Here is a 16,060-nt window from a genome sequence, read left to right as displayed (position 1 = left end):
TCGGTTTCATCCGAGTTTAGCCGCAAAGGAGAGATTCGGGCGAGTCGTTCGGAAAAATCAGACCCGGGCGCGGCTCAGATAGGATTTAAGCGCCGCGACGGGCATATCGGCCGCTTCCGGCGGCGGCAGAAAGCGGAAATGCCCGTTGATCGGATAGGCGAACAGCATGTCGTTCACCTGCGTCCCCCGGGAGACATTATGGACAAGCTCATAGCGCTTGCCGCTCCAGCACAGCTTGTCGGTGACGATCGCCACATGGTTGAAGGTTTTGCCGTCCGACTGGGTGATGATGTCACCGGGCCGATAGACCATCGGACGGGACGAAATCGGCAGCCTCTGCGCGTAGCGCTGGAAGAAGGTCCGCATATTCAGCACGCGCCGATGGTCGATATTGGGATCGGGCGCGCTGAGCCCCCATTTCGGCAGGTTCGGATAGGCCTCGAAATGGGCAACCATATCCTCATGAATAAGGCGCTGGAGATCGAGCCCGAAGGCCTGCCGATAGGCGCGGACGATCACATCGGTACAGACGCCGATATTCTCCGGCACGTCGCCGCCCGGAAAACCGATTTTCCGATAGTCACCGTCATAAGCCGTGGTCACACCGACCTGCGCTTCCGCCGCGCGGATGAGCCGCCGGGCGCGCACCGTTTCAGGGTCGATCCACTGGACACTGGATTTGGGCGCGGATGCACAACCGGCAGCGGCACTGGCCAGCAGCCCCGTCAGAAAGACCCGTCTCGTGCTATGAAACCGGTTGTCGCCGGTTCTGTCCCGCGCCATCTGTACCCCCCGCTCATCCGGTCGCAGACCCCGGCCCGGACCACTTGACGAAGCGTATCGATATCAGTCAATCGATGTGGGGAAATTGTAGCGTGACACTCGTTCACACGCCAGCGTGCACAGCTTAATCGAAGCAGCGAAAAGTCCAATGATTTCAAGGGACACTGCTTACCCTGAGGAACAAAATACGTCATGAAACTGAAACGCTTCCTCCTCGGCGGCCTCGCGGCATTGGTCATTCTGCTCGTCGGTGGCTTCTTCCTCCTGCCCTATATGCTGGACGGAACGATCAATCGCGTCGCCGATCACGAGCCTTATGACATTCCGCAGGAAATCACGCGGCTGCATCAGGGGCTGGTCGTCGCCGACCTCCACGCCGACACGCTGCTCTGGATACGCGATCCGCTGGACCGCGCCGATGACGGCCATGTGGACCTGCCCCGCCTGATCGACGGCAATGTCGCGCTCCAGGTTTTCTCCGTCGTGACCAAGGTCCCGATGGGCCAGAACTACGAAGAAAACGATGCGGGCTCGGATGTCGTTTCTCCTCTGTCGGTTGCGCAGCGCTGGCCCGCCCGCACATGGACAAGTCTCTATGAGCGCGCGATCTACCAGGCCGGAAAACTCGACGATGCTGAACGCCGCTCGGAGGGCCGGCTGGCAATCGTCCGCTGGCGCGAGGACCTCGAAGCCGTTCTCGCCGCCCGCGCGCAAGGCCGCGATGTGGTGGGCGGTCTTCTAGCTATGGAAGGCGGGCACCCTCTGGAAGGCGATATCGCCCATGTCGAGGATTTCTACCGCTCGGGCTATCGCATGATCGGCCTGCATCACTTCTTCGACAATGAGCTGGGCGGCTCGCTCCATGGCAAGAGCGATGGCGGGCTGACCGAATTCGGGCGCAATGTCCTGCGGGCGATGGAAGACCGCCGCATGATCGTCGACCTTGCCCACTCCTCCCCCGCCATCGTGACCGACGTGCTTGCGTCCGCGACCCGCCCGATGTTGATCTCCCATACCGGCATCAAGGGCGCCTGCGACAGCCCGCGCAATATCTCCGATACGCTGATGCAGCAGGTCGCCGCGGCGGGCGGTCTTGTCGGGGTCGGCTATTGGAAAGGCGCCGTCTGCGATGCAAGCCCCGCCGGCGTCGTGAAGGCGATCCGCTATGCGATCGACCTTCTGGGGGAGGACCATGTGGCGCTCGGCTCCGACTTCGACGGCGCGGTCGGCACGACATTCGATGTCTCCGAGCTCGCCGTCCTCACGCGCGAAATGATGGAAGCCGGTTTCACCCAAAACGAGATCGCCAAGGTGATGGGCGGCAACATCGTCCGCTTCATGCGGGAAAACCTCCCGTCGAAACCCGCAGAACCCCTGAAAGACGGTGCATGACCGCCTGTCATATCTCTTTAAAAGCGCGGCCTTTGACCCTATATTCCCCTTGTCGGACTTGTTCCGACTATGGCGGTAAACTGGTTGTGTAATAAACCCATCGGACCCGGGGGCAGTACCCGGCGCCTCCACCAGATTCCCTGCGAATGCAGGAGCGTGTTGCCGGTCAGCCGGCACCATTCTGGGGGCGAAACAGGATCGACGAGGGCGTAAAGACTTCTCTTCTGCTCGGCATGGTTCCGCCGTTATCGGGCCGATTCAATAGTTGCCAACGACAACTATGCTGAGGCACGTCTCGCTGCGTAATGCAGTGCGACAACCTCTTTTAAGTCCTTGCCTGTAGCAGGGTAAGGCGGGGTTCGGAGGCACCTGGCAACAGAAGCCTCCACTTTCATTATGGCGCGAGCGCTCATTTTCGATGCCGTTGCGGAACGAGACACTGTCCGTTACGACACACCGATTACGCGTTCTACGGCGCCTGCCCGCCAATAACCCCGCATCGGCTGGACGTTGTGCGATAAGGCTGCTTGAATCGCTGGAACATTTCTGTCGCGCACCGAGTCGGCTGCGCCGAAAAGCAAACTCAGGGGAAGTGACTTGTCCGAAGATCAGATGCGATACGATCTGCTGGCGCAGGAAGCACTGCGCGGGGTGATCCGCAAGGCGCTCAGGATCGCGCGCGACGAAGGCCTGCCGGGCGAGCATCACTTCTACATTTCCTTCCGCACAGGCGCACCGGGCGTCGAAATCTCCGAGCGGCTGCGCAGCCAGTACCCCGAAGAAATCACGATCGTGCTCCAGCACCAGTTCTGGAACCTCGAAGTGCTGGACGATTATTTCTCCGTCGATCTCACCTTCAACAAGGTGCCCGAACGTCTGGTCGTGCCCTATGCCGCCGTGCAGGGGTTTTTCGACCCCAGCGTACAGTTCGGCCTCCAGTTCAATGTGGAAGGCGCACCCGGCAGCGAGGCCGCGCCGGAGACGGGCGACCAGCCCGCCGCCGCGGAGGCGTCCCGCAGCATGGAAGAGCCGCTGGTAAAGGAAGAAAATGCCGAGCCCGAGGAAGAAGCCACGGGCGAAGTGGTGAGCCTCGACGCGTTCCGGAAGAAATAACGGGGCCATTGGCGCCCTCCAATCCCCCCATTTTGACGCCCGTTGACGCAAAATGCTTTGCGCAGACGGGCGGCGATCCCGCTGGAAGCCCCTGCCCCACGGCGCTAGGCTTTCTCCATGGCAAAGCAGTTTTCTCATATCGAGCCCGACCACCGGGACTTCATCGAGCGGCAGCACATCTTCTTCACGGCTTCCGCGACGGGGGATTCGCGCGTCAATCTCTCGCCCAAGGGCCTCGACGGGCTGCGCGTGCTGGATGAAACCCATGTCTGCTACATGGACCGGACGGGCAGCGGCAACGAAACCTCCGCCCATCTGAAAGCTGACGGGCGGCTGACCGTCATGTTCTGCGCCTTCGAGGGACCGCCCCTGATCCTGCGCCTCTATGGCAAGGGCAAGGTGCTGCATCGCGGATCGCCGGAATATGCCGATCTGCTGGCCTCAGCCTTCAATGGCGACGAGCCGCCCGGCGCGCGCCAGATCGTCGTGCTCGATATCGACCTCGTCCAGACCTCCTGCGGCTACGGCGTCCCCCTTCACGACTACAAGGGAGAGCGGCCCTCGCTCACAAACTGGGCGATCAACCAGGGCGAGGACGGCATCAAGGCCTATTGGCGGAAAAAGAACCTGACCAGCATGGACGGCCTGCCGACCGGGCTGCCCGTCGCCGAGGATACGGACGCAGCGTCCGAATAGCGCTCGCGGCCCTTCCCAAGCCCCTCTCTTGGCCCCCTCCTCCCCGCGTGATAAATCACCGGCCATCCCTTATCCGTGAGCGCGAGGACCCGAGCCAATGACCAAGACCCGCACCGAAACCGATACTTTCGGCCCGATTGAAGTCGACGACAGCAAATATTGGGGGGCACAGGCCCAGCGCTCGCTCGGCAATTTCAAGATCGGCTGGGAAAAGCAGCCTCTTTCGGTCGTCCGCGCCCTCGGCATCGTGAAGCGCGCCTGCGCCGAAGCGAATATGGAACTCGGCCGCCTCGACCCCGAACTCGGCAAGACCATCGTCGCCGCAGCCCAGGAAGTGATCGACGGCAAGCTCAACGATCATTTCCCGCTGGTCGTCTGGCAGACCGGCTCCGGCACCCAGTCCAACATGAACTCGAACGAGGTGATCTCCAACCGCGCCATTGAGATGCTGGGCGGCGAGAAGGGCTCCAAGAAGCCCGTGCATCCGAACGATCATGTGAACATGTCGCAGTCGTCCAACGACACCTATCCGACGGCCATGCACATCGCCTGCGCCGAGGAAGTAACGCATTCCCTGCTGCCCGCGCTCGAACATCTGGCAAAAGCGCTGGAGGCCAAGCAGAAGGAATTCGACCACATCATCAAGATCGGCCGCACCCACACGCAGGACGCGACCCCGCTGACGCTCGGCCAGGAATTCTCCGGCTACACCGAACAGGTGAAATCGGCCATCGCCCGCATCAAACTGACGCTGTCCGGTCTCTGCCAGCTCGCCCAGGGCGGCACCGCCGTCGGCACTGGCCTCAACGCGCCTGTGGGCTTTGCCGAAAAAGTGGCCGAAAAGGTCTCCGGCATCACCGGCCTGCCCTTCGTCACCGCGCCCAACAAGTTCGAAGTGCTGGCCGCGCATGACGCCATGGTCTTCGCGCATGGCGCGATCACGTCGGCCGCGATGGCCTGCTTCAAGATCGCCAACGACATCCGCTATCTCGGCTCCGGTCCGCGCGCGGGCCTCGGCGAACTGTCCCTGCCGGAAAACGAACCCGGCTCCTCCATCATGCCGGGCAAGGTGAACCCGACCCAGTGCGAGGCGATGACGCAGGTCTGCGCCCATGTGCACGGCAATAATGCCGCGCTTTCCTTTGCCGGCAGCCAGGGCCAGTTCGAGTTGAACGTCTACAATCCGATGATGGCCTACAACTTCCTGCAATCGGTGAAGCTTCTCTCCGACGCCGCGATCTCCTTCACCGACAATTGCGTGGTCGGCATCGAGGCGCGCGAGGAAAACATCAAGCAGGGGCTGGAACGCTCGCTCATGCTGGTCACCGCGCTGGCGCCGAAGATCGGCTATGACAACGCCGCCAAGATCGCCAAGACCGCGCACAAGAACGGCACCACGCTGCGCGAGGAAGCAGTCGGCGGCGGCTATGTAACGAATGAAGAATTCGACGAATATGTCCGTCCGGAGAAGATGATTTCTCCGAACTGATCCCCTTCCCGCGCCGGGTCGTCATCCGGCGAACCGGCGCGGCACAGGAGACGCTCATGCAAGGCGAGATCAAACGGTCGGTCACCATTGCGGGCCACCGCACCAGCATCTCCATCGAACCGCCCTTCTGGGACGGATTGAAGGAACTCGCCTGCTCGCAGAAAATCTCCGTCAACGAACTCGTACGCCGCATCGACGCCGAACGCGGTGGAGAGGGAAACCTCTCCAGCGCCGTGCGCATCTATGTGTTCGAGAATTTCCGCAATCGCGACAGCTGCCCGACGGACTGACTTACAGGCTGACCGGCAATCAGTTCGAGGGCCGCGCCACCGGCACAGGTGCCGTAGCCGCGCCGGTCTCATTGTCGTTCGCAGGCTCTTTTGGGTCCGTCGGGGATTTCGACGACGGCGGCGTTATCATGTTCCGGATGTCGGCGGGCAGATCGACGCCGAGCTTTTCCGCCTGCCCCGCCAGAATGAGCGACGACACATGGCTTTCAAGCCGGGCCGTGTCCGTGGAAACGGCGATCCCGCCATGCGGCCCCGCCGCATTCACCGAATAGGCCGGGCTCTCTGCGGGCTGGTCGCCGGTCACCGTCAGTTCGGCATCCGCGCCAAGCCGTGACAGATCGTAGAACGCAGCGAGTTTCCCTTTACCGCCCTGCAGCGCCACTTCGTCATCCTCGAAGGAGGCGACACCGTCCTTGAGCGTGAACGGACCGGCAATATCCCCGGCCGAAGTGTTGCCCGCGAGCAGCACATTCTTCACCACGCCATCGAACGCCTCAATGTCCTCAAGTTGTCCAAGCGCTTTGCCGAAGCCGTCCACATCCAGCGGATGCAGCACGGTATCCTCCAGCCGGATCTGACCCTCGCCGCTTGCCGACCCGACAAGCGAAAGCCAGCTCAATCCTTTCGCGGCAATATGCAGATTGACGGTGGCGCGTCCTTCGCCCGGCGACGCCCCGAATGCCTGCCCGGAAAGGCTGGCCAGATCGGCCCCCTCGACGAGGCCGGTGAATTCGACCTGTTTTTCCAGCGCACCCGGTTCGTCACCGCCGGCATGGAAACGCACATTCATCGAGGCCCGCCCGCCGGCAAGGTCGCCGACAAGCGGCGAGACGTTCATCACGCCATCCGCCATGCCAATCGTGCCTTCCGCATCCTTCATAGCCAGCGGTCCGAGTGTGAGCAGACCGGATTTGAACTCGATATTGCCCTTCAGAGCACGGAGCATATGCCAGTCGATGGCGTTTGCCGACCAGACGCTTCCCGTCGCAGCATCCGCCCGCGCCGCCAGCCCTGCCAGCGGCGTGACATTCAGCCGGTTGGTTTCTATGTCCCCGGAAATATCGGCGGGTTCGCCATCGGCAGGCGCGGTGTAGATCATTTTGCCCGACAGGCGGAAATTGCCCGCCACCGTTTCGAGATCGGTAAGGGAGAGATGCGCCTTGTCCCAGTCCAGATCGGCCGATCCGACGAACCCCGAACCCTGCATCTGGGCAAGCATCCAGTCCGACAGCGTGCCCGTCGCGCCGAAGGCCGCCGTCACCGTATCGGCACGCCCGGCAGAAAGGTTCACCTTGCCCTCGAACCGCAGCTTGCTGAACGGATCTGTCGCATCCCCCTCCGCGGTGAAGGAGGCATCGCCGATATGGGCGCGGAAGGATGTCTTGTAGTTCCCGCCTATTCCGTCCATCCGGATCGACGCGGTTCCGCTGCCCTCCAGCGTATCGGCGGGATCGAGACCGAACTGCCGCAGCAATTCGCGCCCTTCCGGATGCGCGGCATTGGCGATGATCTCGAGTTCGTCCAGCTTGCCGCCATCGCCATGATGGCGTTTCACGAGGGCATCCACGCGCGCCCCGCTCACCATGCCGCGCATGGTAAGCGTATCCACGCGGCGGTCGCTGTCATCGGCCTCACCGGTCGTCCCGTCGAATGTCATATCGACATTGCCCGGGAAGCGGTGCACGTCGTATCCGGCCATATCCAGAAGCGCACCGAAGCGCGCCGCCTTGACGCTGCCGGAAAAGGTTCCGCGAATAGTCTCGCGCTCGCCCGTGGTCAAACCGTCGAGACGGCCGGAGAAACCGATCGCCGCGCCCTTCAAATCCCCGATGGACAAGCCGTTGACGATCAGGCGCCTGTTTTCAAGCGCGCCGTCTGCGGAGATGTTGCTTGCCGTTTGGCCGGCCACGGTCAGCTCGTCCGCCGTGAATTTCAGCGTCACGTCATGCGTCCGGAAAAAGGGAAGCGCCTTTTCCCGGTCAGTCGGCAGCATGGCGAGCAACGGGTCCAGATCGAAGGCCGATGCCTCCAGTTCCGCCGAAAGCCGGGGCCGCGAAGCCGCTTCATATGAAATATCGCCGATCACCGCGGGCCGCGCCGCATCTGCCGAATAGCCGGCCCGGAGATCTTCGACATTCAGGCTCGACGGCGTCGCCGCGAGCTTGCCGGTCGCGGTAAAGGATATGCGCGGTGACGGGCTTTTCGGCGCAGGAGCGGGCTCCGTCGTCTCACCCGCGTCCGGCGGCACGTCCATGCCCGCACGACGAAGCCATTCCGCAAAACCTTCCAGGTCGCGGCTGGCCAGCGAGAATTGGCCGTCGAAAGCGGAAGTCCCGCCCGCCTCTTCCGGCGCCGTCAGCGTGCCGCCGACACTGACTTTCGTCAGCCCCGGCGCTTCCGCAGACAATTGACCGATTTTCCACACGCCATGATCCAGCGCGAGATCGGCTTTTGCATCGGCGAAGACGGAATCGCCCAGCAACAATTCGCCCGCTGATAGATCGAGAGTACCGTCAATCCCCGCCGGATGCGGCAATCGGTTCAGCAAGGCGAAAGGCGCATCTTCCGCAGCACTGTCAGCGCCGCTATCGGCAATCAGGATCGCGGCGAGACGATCGGCCCGGAAACCTGCACCGCCAAGCGTCGCCTCGAATACGGGGCGCTCTCCGGTCAGGTCGAGTTGTCCCCGTCCCTTCAGGGAGGTCCCGCCGCTCGACAGCACCATATCGCGCAGCGTGACGGAGCTGGTGCGCGCGACCATTCCCGCCTGCAGGCTGACCGGGCTCGCCTCCCCGTCCTGCGCCGCGCCGAGAAGCAATGATGCCTTGCCGTCGAGACGGGCCGCAGCGGAAAACTCCGTCGCGATACCGCTGAACTTGAACGCAGCCTGCGACGCCGGAAACCCAAGCTCCAGCGTGACGGGGAAAGCCTTCGAGCCGCCGAAATTGCCCAGCACGACACTTGCCGACATCGGTATGTCGTGCGACGTGAAAGTCACATCGGCCCGCATCGGCCCGACCAGGGCCTGCGCGCTGACCGTACCGCTGACGTCTGTCGCCTGCCATGTCCGGCCATTGGTGCGATTGACATAGGTCACCGAGCCGTCGCTGAAACTCGCGCCCTTCAGACTGGTCGATGCGAGAGAGAACGCGCCTTCCTCCGACGCCGCTGCGCCTTCCACGAAGTCTTTCCAGTTGGCAACGCCATCGGACGCCACTTCGAGGTTTACCCGCGGCTTCACGATATTGATGCGCGTGACTTCGATATCGCCCGAAAGGAGCGGCGCCAGTGCAAGTTCGCCGTCCATCTGCTCCATGCGCATAAGCGCCGGCGCTTCGGCACCCGGTGCGTTGGCAATGGTGACACGCCCGAGCGACAGCCGGGGCGCAGGCAGGATGCGGAACCGGATGTCCCCCTCGATGGTGACATCATGCCCGGTGATGCGCGACGCCTGTCGTTCGAACTCCGCCCGGAAGTCCTTCCAGTCCACGAGGCTGGGACCGACAAGCAGCGCAATCAGCAACACGACAAGCGCGCCGGCAATATAAGTGAGTATCTGGTTCAAGGACGCGCTCCAGCCCCCGCGGAATCGCTCGCAACGCACGCACTGCGACGCTTTTCATTCTCACCTGCCGGCCACCCCGGCCGACTGAACTTTCGCAACTCCCCGTCCAAGCTTAAGCTTGGCCCCGTAACGAGGATGGATGCATGTTCCACGGGTTATATCGGGAAAACCATGTCTGAAAAGCACCCAAACGTAGTTAATTTTTCGTCAGCCCGAAAATTGGCCCGCGCAGCCAAGCAGCGTGACGAAAGAAAGGCCCGAAAGGAACAGGCCGAGGCCAATCGCATACGCTTCGGGCGGAACGGCGTGGAGAAGAAAGCGGCCCGCGAAAAACTGAAAAAGGCGGAGCGCTCACTCGACGAAAAGAAGCTCGACCATCCCGCCCCCCTGCCAGATTCTCCCGACAAACCCGACTGACGCACGCCATTTGCGAGGGGGATTGACGGAATTTCCGCCAAACCGTATATAACTGAACAGTCAGTTATATACGGATCGAAACGATGAGTGCCGACCCCACCTCCCTCTCCGCCGATGAACCGCGCTGGCAGCGGCGTTCCGAAGAACGCCCCGGCGAAATCATGCGGGCCGGCCTCGAGCTGTTCGCCCGCAAGGGCTTCGCCGCCACCAGGCTGGAGGATATCGCCGACGCCGCCGGAGTGAGCAAGGCGACCATCTATCTCTATTTCAAGAACAAGCAGGACCTTTTCGTCGCCACCGTGCGCGAATTCGCCGAGGCCCGCGTCGACCGCATCGAGGCATTTCTCGACAATTACGAAGGCGGATATTCGGAGCTTCTCGACCTCGTGCTGCGCCAACTCTACGAGGTCGTACAAACGCCCGAGCTGCGCGCCATCGTAAAGACGCTGATCGCAGAGGCGGGAAACTTCGAAGAGATACGTAGCTATCATCGCGACCACGTCGTTCTGAAAGGTCTGGGCATGATGACACGCATCGTCGAAGCGGGGATTAAGACCGGTGAGTTCAGACCCTGCGACGCCAGTGCGACGGTACAGAGCATTGTCTTCCCCTTCCTGATGAACAGCCTCGGCCGCCAGACATTCGGCGAATTACCGCAGTTCGATCCGGAAGCCCTCTTCGCGTCGCATCTGGAATTCGTAAAGCGCGGCCTTGCAGCGGACAGGGAGTCGTAAATCATGCGCCTCCTCCCCCTCCTCTCCGTCTGCCTGGCCGCGCTGCCTCTCCTCGCCTGCGACAACCAAAACGCCGACACATGGCAAGGCTATGCCGAAGGCGAATATGTGCGCGTCGCACCGCTTGAAGGCGGCATCGTGAAAAGCGTCGACGTCGCCCGTGGCGATGAAGTCACCACAGGCGAGCTGCTCTTCACCCTGGAGAACACGCAACAGAAAGCCGCCCGCGACCAGGCCGAGGCGAAACTCCAACAGGCGAAGGCCAATCTTGAAGACCTGCTGAAGGGCCTGCGCCCTGCCGAACTCGACCAGCTTTACGCGGAACGGACCCGCGCCCGCGCCGCGCTGCGCAACGCCCAGCTGGACTTCACCCGCAAGACGAAGCTGCGTGCAAACGGCAATGTCTCACAAGCCGTAGTGGATGCCGCCCGCGCGACACGCGATGAAGCCGCCGCCACGCTGAAGAATGTCTCCGCGCAGATCGCAACAGGTACGCAAGGCGCCCGCCCCGACCGGATCGATCAGGCCCGTGCCAATGTGCAAGCTGCAAAGGCTGCACTCGAGGAAGCCGATTACCGCCTCTCCCGGCGCGAGGGTCGCGCGCCCGCCAATGCGCGCGTGGAAGACACCATGTTCCGCCCCGGCGAATTCGCGGCGACGAGCCAGCCCGTGGTGAGCCTCCTGCCGCCGGAAAACATCAAGGTCCGCTTCTTCATTCCCGAGCCAGAACTGGGCGCCGTACATGTCGGCGACAAGGTGCACTTCAGTTGCGACAGTTGTTCCGACGGCATGAAGGGTACGATCCGCTTCATCGCCGACCGCTCCGAATTCACGCCGCCGGTCATCTATTCCAACGAGTCCCGCGGCAAGCTCGTCTATATGGCGGAAGCCTGGCCCGACAAGCCGGGCACGAAACTCCATCCCGGCCAGCCTGTGGATGTGACGCTGGAGCCGGGGCATGAGTGAGCCCCGCCGTGCACCGCCGCCCGTCGACGACCCGCCCCTCGTCATCGACGTCCACGGCCTGACCAAATCCTTTGGCGATACGGTGGTGGTGGACCATGTCGACATGCAGGTGCATGAAGGCGAAATCTACGGCTTTCTCGGCCCGAACGGATCCGGCAAGACGACGACCATCCGAATGTTGTGCGGCTTGCTCACCCCGGATGAAGGCAAAGGCACCTGCCTAGGCTATGACATCCTCACCCAGAGCGAAGAGATCAGGCTGCAGGTCGGCTACATGACCCAGCGCTTCAGCTTCTATGAGGATCTGTCGATCCGCGAAAATCTCGACTTCGTTGCCGCGATCTTCGGATTGCCGGACCGGCGCGAGAAGGTCGACAGGACGCTCGAAAAACTCAACCTCGCCAATCGGCAGAACCAGCTGGCCGGTACGCTGTCGGGCGGCTGGAAACAGCGCCTTGCCCTGGCGGCCTGCGTGATGCACGAGCCGAAACTTCTGCTGCTCGACGAACCGACGGCGGGCGTCGACCCCAAGGCGCGGCGCGACTTCTGGGATGAAATCCATGGCCTCGCACAGGACGGCCTCACCGTGCTCGTCAGCACGCATTACATGGATGAAGCGGAACGCTGCCACAAGATTTGTTACCTCGCCTATGGCCAATTGCTGACCAAGGGCACGGTGAACGAGGTCGTGGAGCATTCCGGGCTTTGCACATGGCATGTCACCGGACAGAACCAGCGGCAGATCCTCCGGCTGGCGCATGAGCTGGAAGGCCGCAACGGCGTGGAAATGGTTGCCCCCTTCGGCATCACCCTTCATGTCAGCGGATCCAGCGAAGGTGCGCTCGACCGTGCGGTGGAGCCCTATCGGGGCCAGGAAGGGTTGAGCTGGAAAAAGGGCGAACCCTCGCTTGAAGACGTTTTCATCCACATGATGCAAAGCGCCAGCGACAATTTCCCGGGACAGGCGCAAGAGGCCCTGCCATGAAACCGGGCCGCATTTCGCCAAGCCGTATCGGCGCGATGATCCGCAAGGAATTCATTCAGATGCGCCGCGACAGGCTGACCTTTGCGATGATGCTTGCCATTCCCGTGATGCAGCTCCTGCTTTTCGGCTATGCGATCAATTCCGACCCCAAGGACCTGCCGACCGCGCTTTACGTACAGGATCATTCGGTCTTCACACGCGACATCGCCGCAGCGCTGACCAATACCGGCTATTTCAGGATCGTCAGCCATCCGGAAACGGAGCAGCAGGCCAACGACCTCATAAGGCGCGGGAAGGTGCAGTTCCTCATCCAGGTGCCGCCGGACTTTTCGCGCAAACTGCAACGCGGCGAACGCCCCGCGCTTCTGCTCGATGCCGACGCCACCGACCCCGCCGCCACTGGCAATGCGATTGCCGCGCTTCAGCAACTCGGCACGCAAGCCCTGACACACGACCTCAAGGGCCCCCTCGCCTCCTTGTCGCCGACACCACCCCCCTTCAATGTCGTCATCCACCGGCGCTACAACCCCGAAGGCATCACGCAATACAATATCGTGCCCGGTTTGCTGGGCGTGATCCTGACCATGACCATGGTGATCTTCACCGCGCTCGCGGTAACGCGCGAAACCGAACGCGGCACGATGGAAAACCTGCTCACCATGCCGGTTCGCCCCCTGGAGGTGATGGCCGGCAAGATCATTCCCTACATCATGGTCGGATACATTCAGACCGCCTTCGTGCTCGCCGCGGCCTGGGTGCTCTTCAACGTACCGATGGTCGGCAGTCTTTTTCTGCTTTCAACCGTATTGCTGGTCTTCGTCGCCGCGAACCTTGCCGTCGGCTTCACCTTTTCCACGCTGGCCCGCAATCAGTTGCAGGCCATGCAGATGGCGTTCTTCTTCTTCCTGCCGTCGATCCTGCTGTCTGGTTTCATGTTTCCTTTTCGCGGCATGCCCGTCTGGGCGCAATGGATCGGCGAAGCGCTGCCCCTCACCCATTTCCTGAGAATCGTGCGCGGTATTCTGTTGAAGGGAAACGGCATCGCGGACATCGCGATGGATACGGGCGCGATCCTTCTCTTTCTCGTCGTCATCTCGACAATCGCGCTGAACCGCTACCGCCAGACACTGGATTGATGCCGATTGGCAGCGCGGCGCCGTCCCGTTAGCATGCCGCCCAAACAATATGGGACGGAAAACGCATGACGGACTTCCCCGCCGAACCGATCGAATGCCCGCCGCGCAAGGTGGAGAGCGAGTGGATCGATCTCAATGGCCATATGAACATGGCCTATTACCACCTGCTCTTCGACGAAGCGCTCGACAGGCTCTTCACCGATCTCGGGTTCGGCTGGGAATATACGCAAGCCGGGGAAGGCACCGGCTTCACCGCCGAAGTCCATGTCTGCTATCTCGCCGAACTGAACGAAGGCGACCCGGTTCGCATCACCTATCAGCTACTCGACGCGGACGAAAAACGCATCCATGTCTTCGGCCGTATGTATCACGGCACGGAAGGCTATCTGGCCGCCACATCCGAACAGATGTGTATCCATGTAAGCCTGAAGACGCGCCGGGTGACGCCGTTCCCGCCGGACATTCAGGCCCGCATTGCAAAGCTGATGGACGCACATCGCGCCCTGCCCCGCCCCGAACAGGCGGGCCGCGTCATCGGCATCCGGAAAAAATAGCGGGCTAGCCCATCTGCGAGGCAAGTACGGCATCGGCAAGCTGCGGTTTGCCGATAACCCCCTTCACATGTTCCGCACGCGGCACGCCCGGCTGGTCCGGAATGATAAGGGCGATCTGCGTCTTGCGTTTGTGCAGTCGCCGGATCACCTCTTCCAGCGTGCTGTTTTCCCGCCCTATCGTGAAATCGGTCAGGGCAATATCGAGAAGCGTCTCCGGGCTGCCCTGCCGGGATGGTATGGCGATACGCGAATCCAGAGGCACGACGCCCGCGATCCGTTCGCCGTCGCGCAGGACGATGAAGCGCACTCCGCCGCCCTGCGACAGATAGGTCAGCGCTTCCTCGATAGGGGTGTCGACAGCCATCACCGTCACGCTCGTATCCATCACTTCATGGCAGGCGCGAACCAGATAGGCGTTGGAGTAGCGGTCCTTGGGTATCCGCCGCCCGCGCCGCACCAGCTTCATGGTGTAGATGTTCTCGCTCAGCAGCGCGCGGCGAATGCCCACCGCGACGGCCACCGCCATGATGAGCGGGATGATGATGTTGTAGTCGCGGGTCATCTCGAAGACCATGGTGATCGCCGTCATCGAAGCGCCCGTCGCCCCGCCGACCACCGCCGCCATGCCGACCATCGCATATTCCGCGACCGTCGCGCCGTGCCCCGGCCAGACGATGAGCATGAGTGCCCCGAACGCGCCGCCCAACGTCGACCCGATGAAAAGCGAAGGCGCGAAAACGCCGCCCGACGCCCCTGACCCGAGCGAAATGGAGCTCGCCAGAAGCTTGGCCACGCACAGAAAGCCCAGAAGCAGAATACTTTCCAGATGGCCCTGAAGAATGTTCTGAATGGTGCCGTAGCCCACGCCGGTCACGAAATAATGACCGCCCCACAACACGAAGAGATACCCCATCACACCGACCATCGACATGCCGACGATGTTGCGGATGTATTCGTTCTCGAACCGCTTGGGGAACTGCTCCTCGCAAAATACGAGCGTGCGGATGAAGCCCCAGGCGGCTATCCCGCAAAGAATGCCAAGCACCACGAAGGCCCCCAGGTTCACGAGATCGACGGCCTGCTCGCTCGGGATGGGCGCCAGCGCTACGAGAAAGGCCGGCTGCAAACCGAAGAAGAGGCGACCCACATAGGCCGCCGAGCCCGTCGCGATCACAACCGGCAGAAAGGTACGCGGGCTGATCTCCGGCAGCATCAATTCGATCGTGAAAAGCACCCCGCCCAGAGGCGTATTGAACGTGGCGGCGATACCGGCGCCCGCACCGGCCGCGAGAAGCGTGATGCGCTGCCAGCTCGGCAGATTGGTCAGCTGCGCAAAGGAAGACCCGAGCGCCGCCCCGATCTGCACGATGGGCCCTTCGCGGCCCACCGATGCGCCGGAGCCGATGGAAAGCGCCGAGGCGAGCGACTTGATCACCGCCACGATGGGACGAACCCGGCCTTCCTTGTGATAGATCGCGTCCATCACTTCCGGCACGCCATGCCCTCTGGCTTCCGGCGCGTAATTCTTCACCAGATAGACGACGCCGAGTCCGCCAATGACGGGCGCAAGTATGAAAAACGCGCCCCACGGCCCCGGCTCGGTGAGCTGGTTGGAGTCGTAGCTGAAGCTGAACTCCCCCAGAAAGAAAATATTGTGAACCAGGCTGACCAGAGCCCGGAAGGCCACTGCGCCAAGACCGGTGAAAAGACCGACGGCGAGAGCGAGCAGAGACAGCCCAGCCAGGTTCACCCTGCGATAGCCATCCTCGTCCTTCTCAAGCATCTCACCCCTTTCCGCCTAGCCGGTCCGATAGCTGCTGACGCCGCCGCGCTCGGAGCGGCCGATTTCCGGGTTTCACCGCCTTTTGGCATGTCGAAAGCCCGCGGAAACGGGCTCATCCTGTGTAGCACAGGCCCGTTTTCGCCCTCAAGTCGGCAGA

Annotated in this window: 14 protein-coding genes and 1 other RNA gene; 12 read left to right on the top strand and 3 right to left on the bottom strand. The window is 62.2% G+C overall.

The genetic code is table 11. From position 1 onward, the window contains the following. Nucleotides 1–57: 57 nt before the first annotated feature. Nucleotides 58–783, bottom strand: coding sequence for a DUF1287 domain-containing protein (locus ACSSVQ_RS15885; RefSeq protein WP_454184307.1), 726 nt, complete (start codon nucleotides 781–783; stop codon nucleotides 58–60). Nucleotides 784–975: 192 nt separating this feature from the next. Here ACSSVQ_RS15885 and ACSSVQ_RS15880 point away from each other — a divergent pair, with 192 nt between their 5' ends. The 6 genes from ACSSVQ_RS15880 (at nucleotide 976) to ACSSVQ_RS15855 (ending at nucleotide 5,763) form a co-directional block, all read left to right on the top strand. Next, on the top strand, nucleotides 976–2,175 hold the full coding sequence (locus ACSSVQ_RS15880) for a dipeptidase (protein WP_454184306.1): 1,200 nt from the start codon (nucleotides 976–978) through the stop codon (nucleotides 2,173–2,175). Nucleotides 2,176–2,187: 12 nt separating this feature from the next. Next, nucleotides 2,188–2,565, top strand: a transfer-messenger RNA (tmRNA) gene (ssrA, locus tag ACSSVQ_RS15875). 207 nt (nucleotides 2,566–2,772) lie between these two features. Next, a complete protein-coding gene (locus ACSSVQ_RS15870; protein ID WP_454184305.1) occupies nucleotides 2,773–3,288 on the top strand; it encodes an SspB family protein in 516 nt (171 codons plus the stop codon). Nucleotides 3,289–3,405: 117 nt separating this feature from the next. Continuing rightward, nucleotides 3,406–3,984, top strand: a complete 579-nt coding sequence (locus tag ACSSVQ_RS15865; protein WP_454184304.1) for a pyridoxamine 5'-phosphate oxidase family protein — start codon at nucleotides 3,406–3,408, stop codon at nucleotides 3,982–3,984. 97 nt (nucleotides 3,985–4,081) lie between these two features. Next, nucleotides 4,082–5,473: a class II fumarate hydratase gene (fumC, locus tag ACSSVQ_RS15860; protein WP_454184303.1), complete on the top strand. Its 1,392-nt coding sequence runs from the start codon at nucleotides 4,082–4,084 to the stop codon at nucleotides 5,471–5,473. A gap of 56 nt (nucleotides 5,474–5,529) precedes the next feature. Beyond that, nucleotides 5,530–5,763 (top strand): ribbon-helix-helix domain-containing protein, encoded by a 234-nt coding sequence (locus tag ACSSVQ_RS15855; protein ID WP_293328726.1) that lies wholly within the window; start codon nucleotides 5,530–5,532, stop codon nucleotides 5,761–5,763. A 19-nt stretch (nucleotides 5,764–5,782) separates the two neighbouring features. Here ACSSVQ_RS15855 and ACSSVQ_RS15850 read toward each other — a convergent pair whose 3' ends face one another. Beyond that, complete coding sequence (locus ACSSVQ_RS15850) at nucleotides 5,783–9,328, bottom strand: AsmA family protein (protein ID WP_454184302.1); 3,546 nt, start codon at nucleotides 9,326–9,328, stop codon at nucleotides 5,783–5,785. A 171-nt stretch (nucleotides 9,329–9,499) separates the two neighbouring features. Between ACSSVQ_RS15850 and ACSSVQ_RS15845 the strand changes: the two genes are divergently transcribed. The 6 genes from ACSSVQ_RS15845 to ACSSVQ_RS15820 all read left to right on the top strand — a co-directional run bounded on the left by ACSSVQ_RS15845 (nucleotide 9,500) and on the right by ACSSVQ_RS15820 (nucleotide 14,120). Further along, nucleotides 9,500–9,745 (top strand): DUF4169 family protein, encoded by a 246-nt coding sequence (locus ACSSVQ_RS15845; RefSeq protein WP_454184301.1) that lies wholly within the window; start codon nucleotides 9,500–9,502, stop codon nucleotides 9,743–9,745. 83 nt (nucleotides 9,746–9,828) lie between these two features. After that, complete coding sequence (locus ACSSVQ_RS15840; protein WP_454184300.1) at nucleotides 9,829–10,479, top strand: TetR/AcrR family transcriptional regulator; 651 nt, start codon at nucleotides 9,829–9,831, stop codon at nucleotides 10,477–10,479. 3 nt (nucleotides 10,480–10,482) lie between these two features. Further along, a complete protein-coding gene (locus tag ACSSVQ_RS15835; RefSeq protein WP_454184299.1) occupies nucleotides 10,483–11,445 on the top strand; it encodes an HlyD family secretion protein in 963 nt (320 codons plus the stop codon). Further along, nucleotides 11,438–12,430 (top strand): ABC transporter ATP-binding protein, encoded by a 993-nt coding sequence (locus ACSSVQ_RS15830; protein ID WP_454184298.1) that lies wholly within the window; start codon nucleotides 11,438–11,440, stop codon nucleotides 12,428–12,430. Before ACSSVQ_RS15835 ends, ACSSVQ_RS15830 begins: the two co-directional genes overlap by 8 nt. After that, nucleotides 12,427–13,566, top strand: a complete 1,140-nt coding sequence (locus ACSSVQ_RS15825) for an ABC transporter permease (RefSeq protein WP_454184297.1) — start codon at nucleotides 12,427–12,429, stop codon at nucleotides 13,564–13,566. Before ACSSVQ_RS15830 ends, ACSSVQ_RS15825 begins: the two co-directional genes overlap by 4 nt. A 65-nt stretch (nucleotides 13,567–13,631) precedes the next feature. Continuing rightward, nucleotides 13,632–14,120, top strand: coding sequence for a thioesterase family protein (locus ACSSVQ_RS15820; protein ID WP_293328719.1), 489 nt, complete (start codon nucleotides 13,632–13,634; stop codon nucleotides 14,118–14,120). Between the two features lie 4 nt (nucleotides 14,121–14,124). On the opposite strand, the gene ACSSVQ_RS15815 is transcribed toward ACSSVQ_RS15820, so the two are convergent. Then, nucleotides 14,125–15,903 carry a chloride channel protein gene (locus tag ACSSVQ_RS15815; protein WP_454184296.1) on the bottom strand — a complete coding sequence of 593 codons (1,779 nt, stop codon included), beginning with the start codon at nucleotides 15,901–15,903 and terminating at the stop codon, nucleotides 14,125–14,127. Nucleotides 15,904–16,060: the final 157 nt, after the last annotated feature.

It is taken from the genome of Parvibaculum sp. MBR-TMA-1.3b-4.2, assembly GCF_053628815.1.
This window is presented reverse-complemented; position numbering and strand designations above follow the sequence as displayed.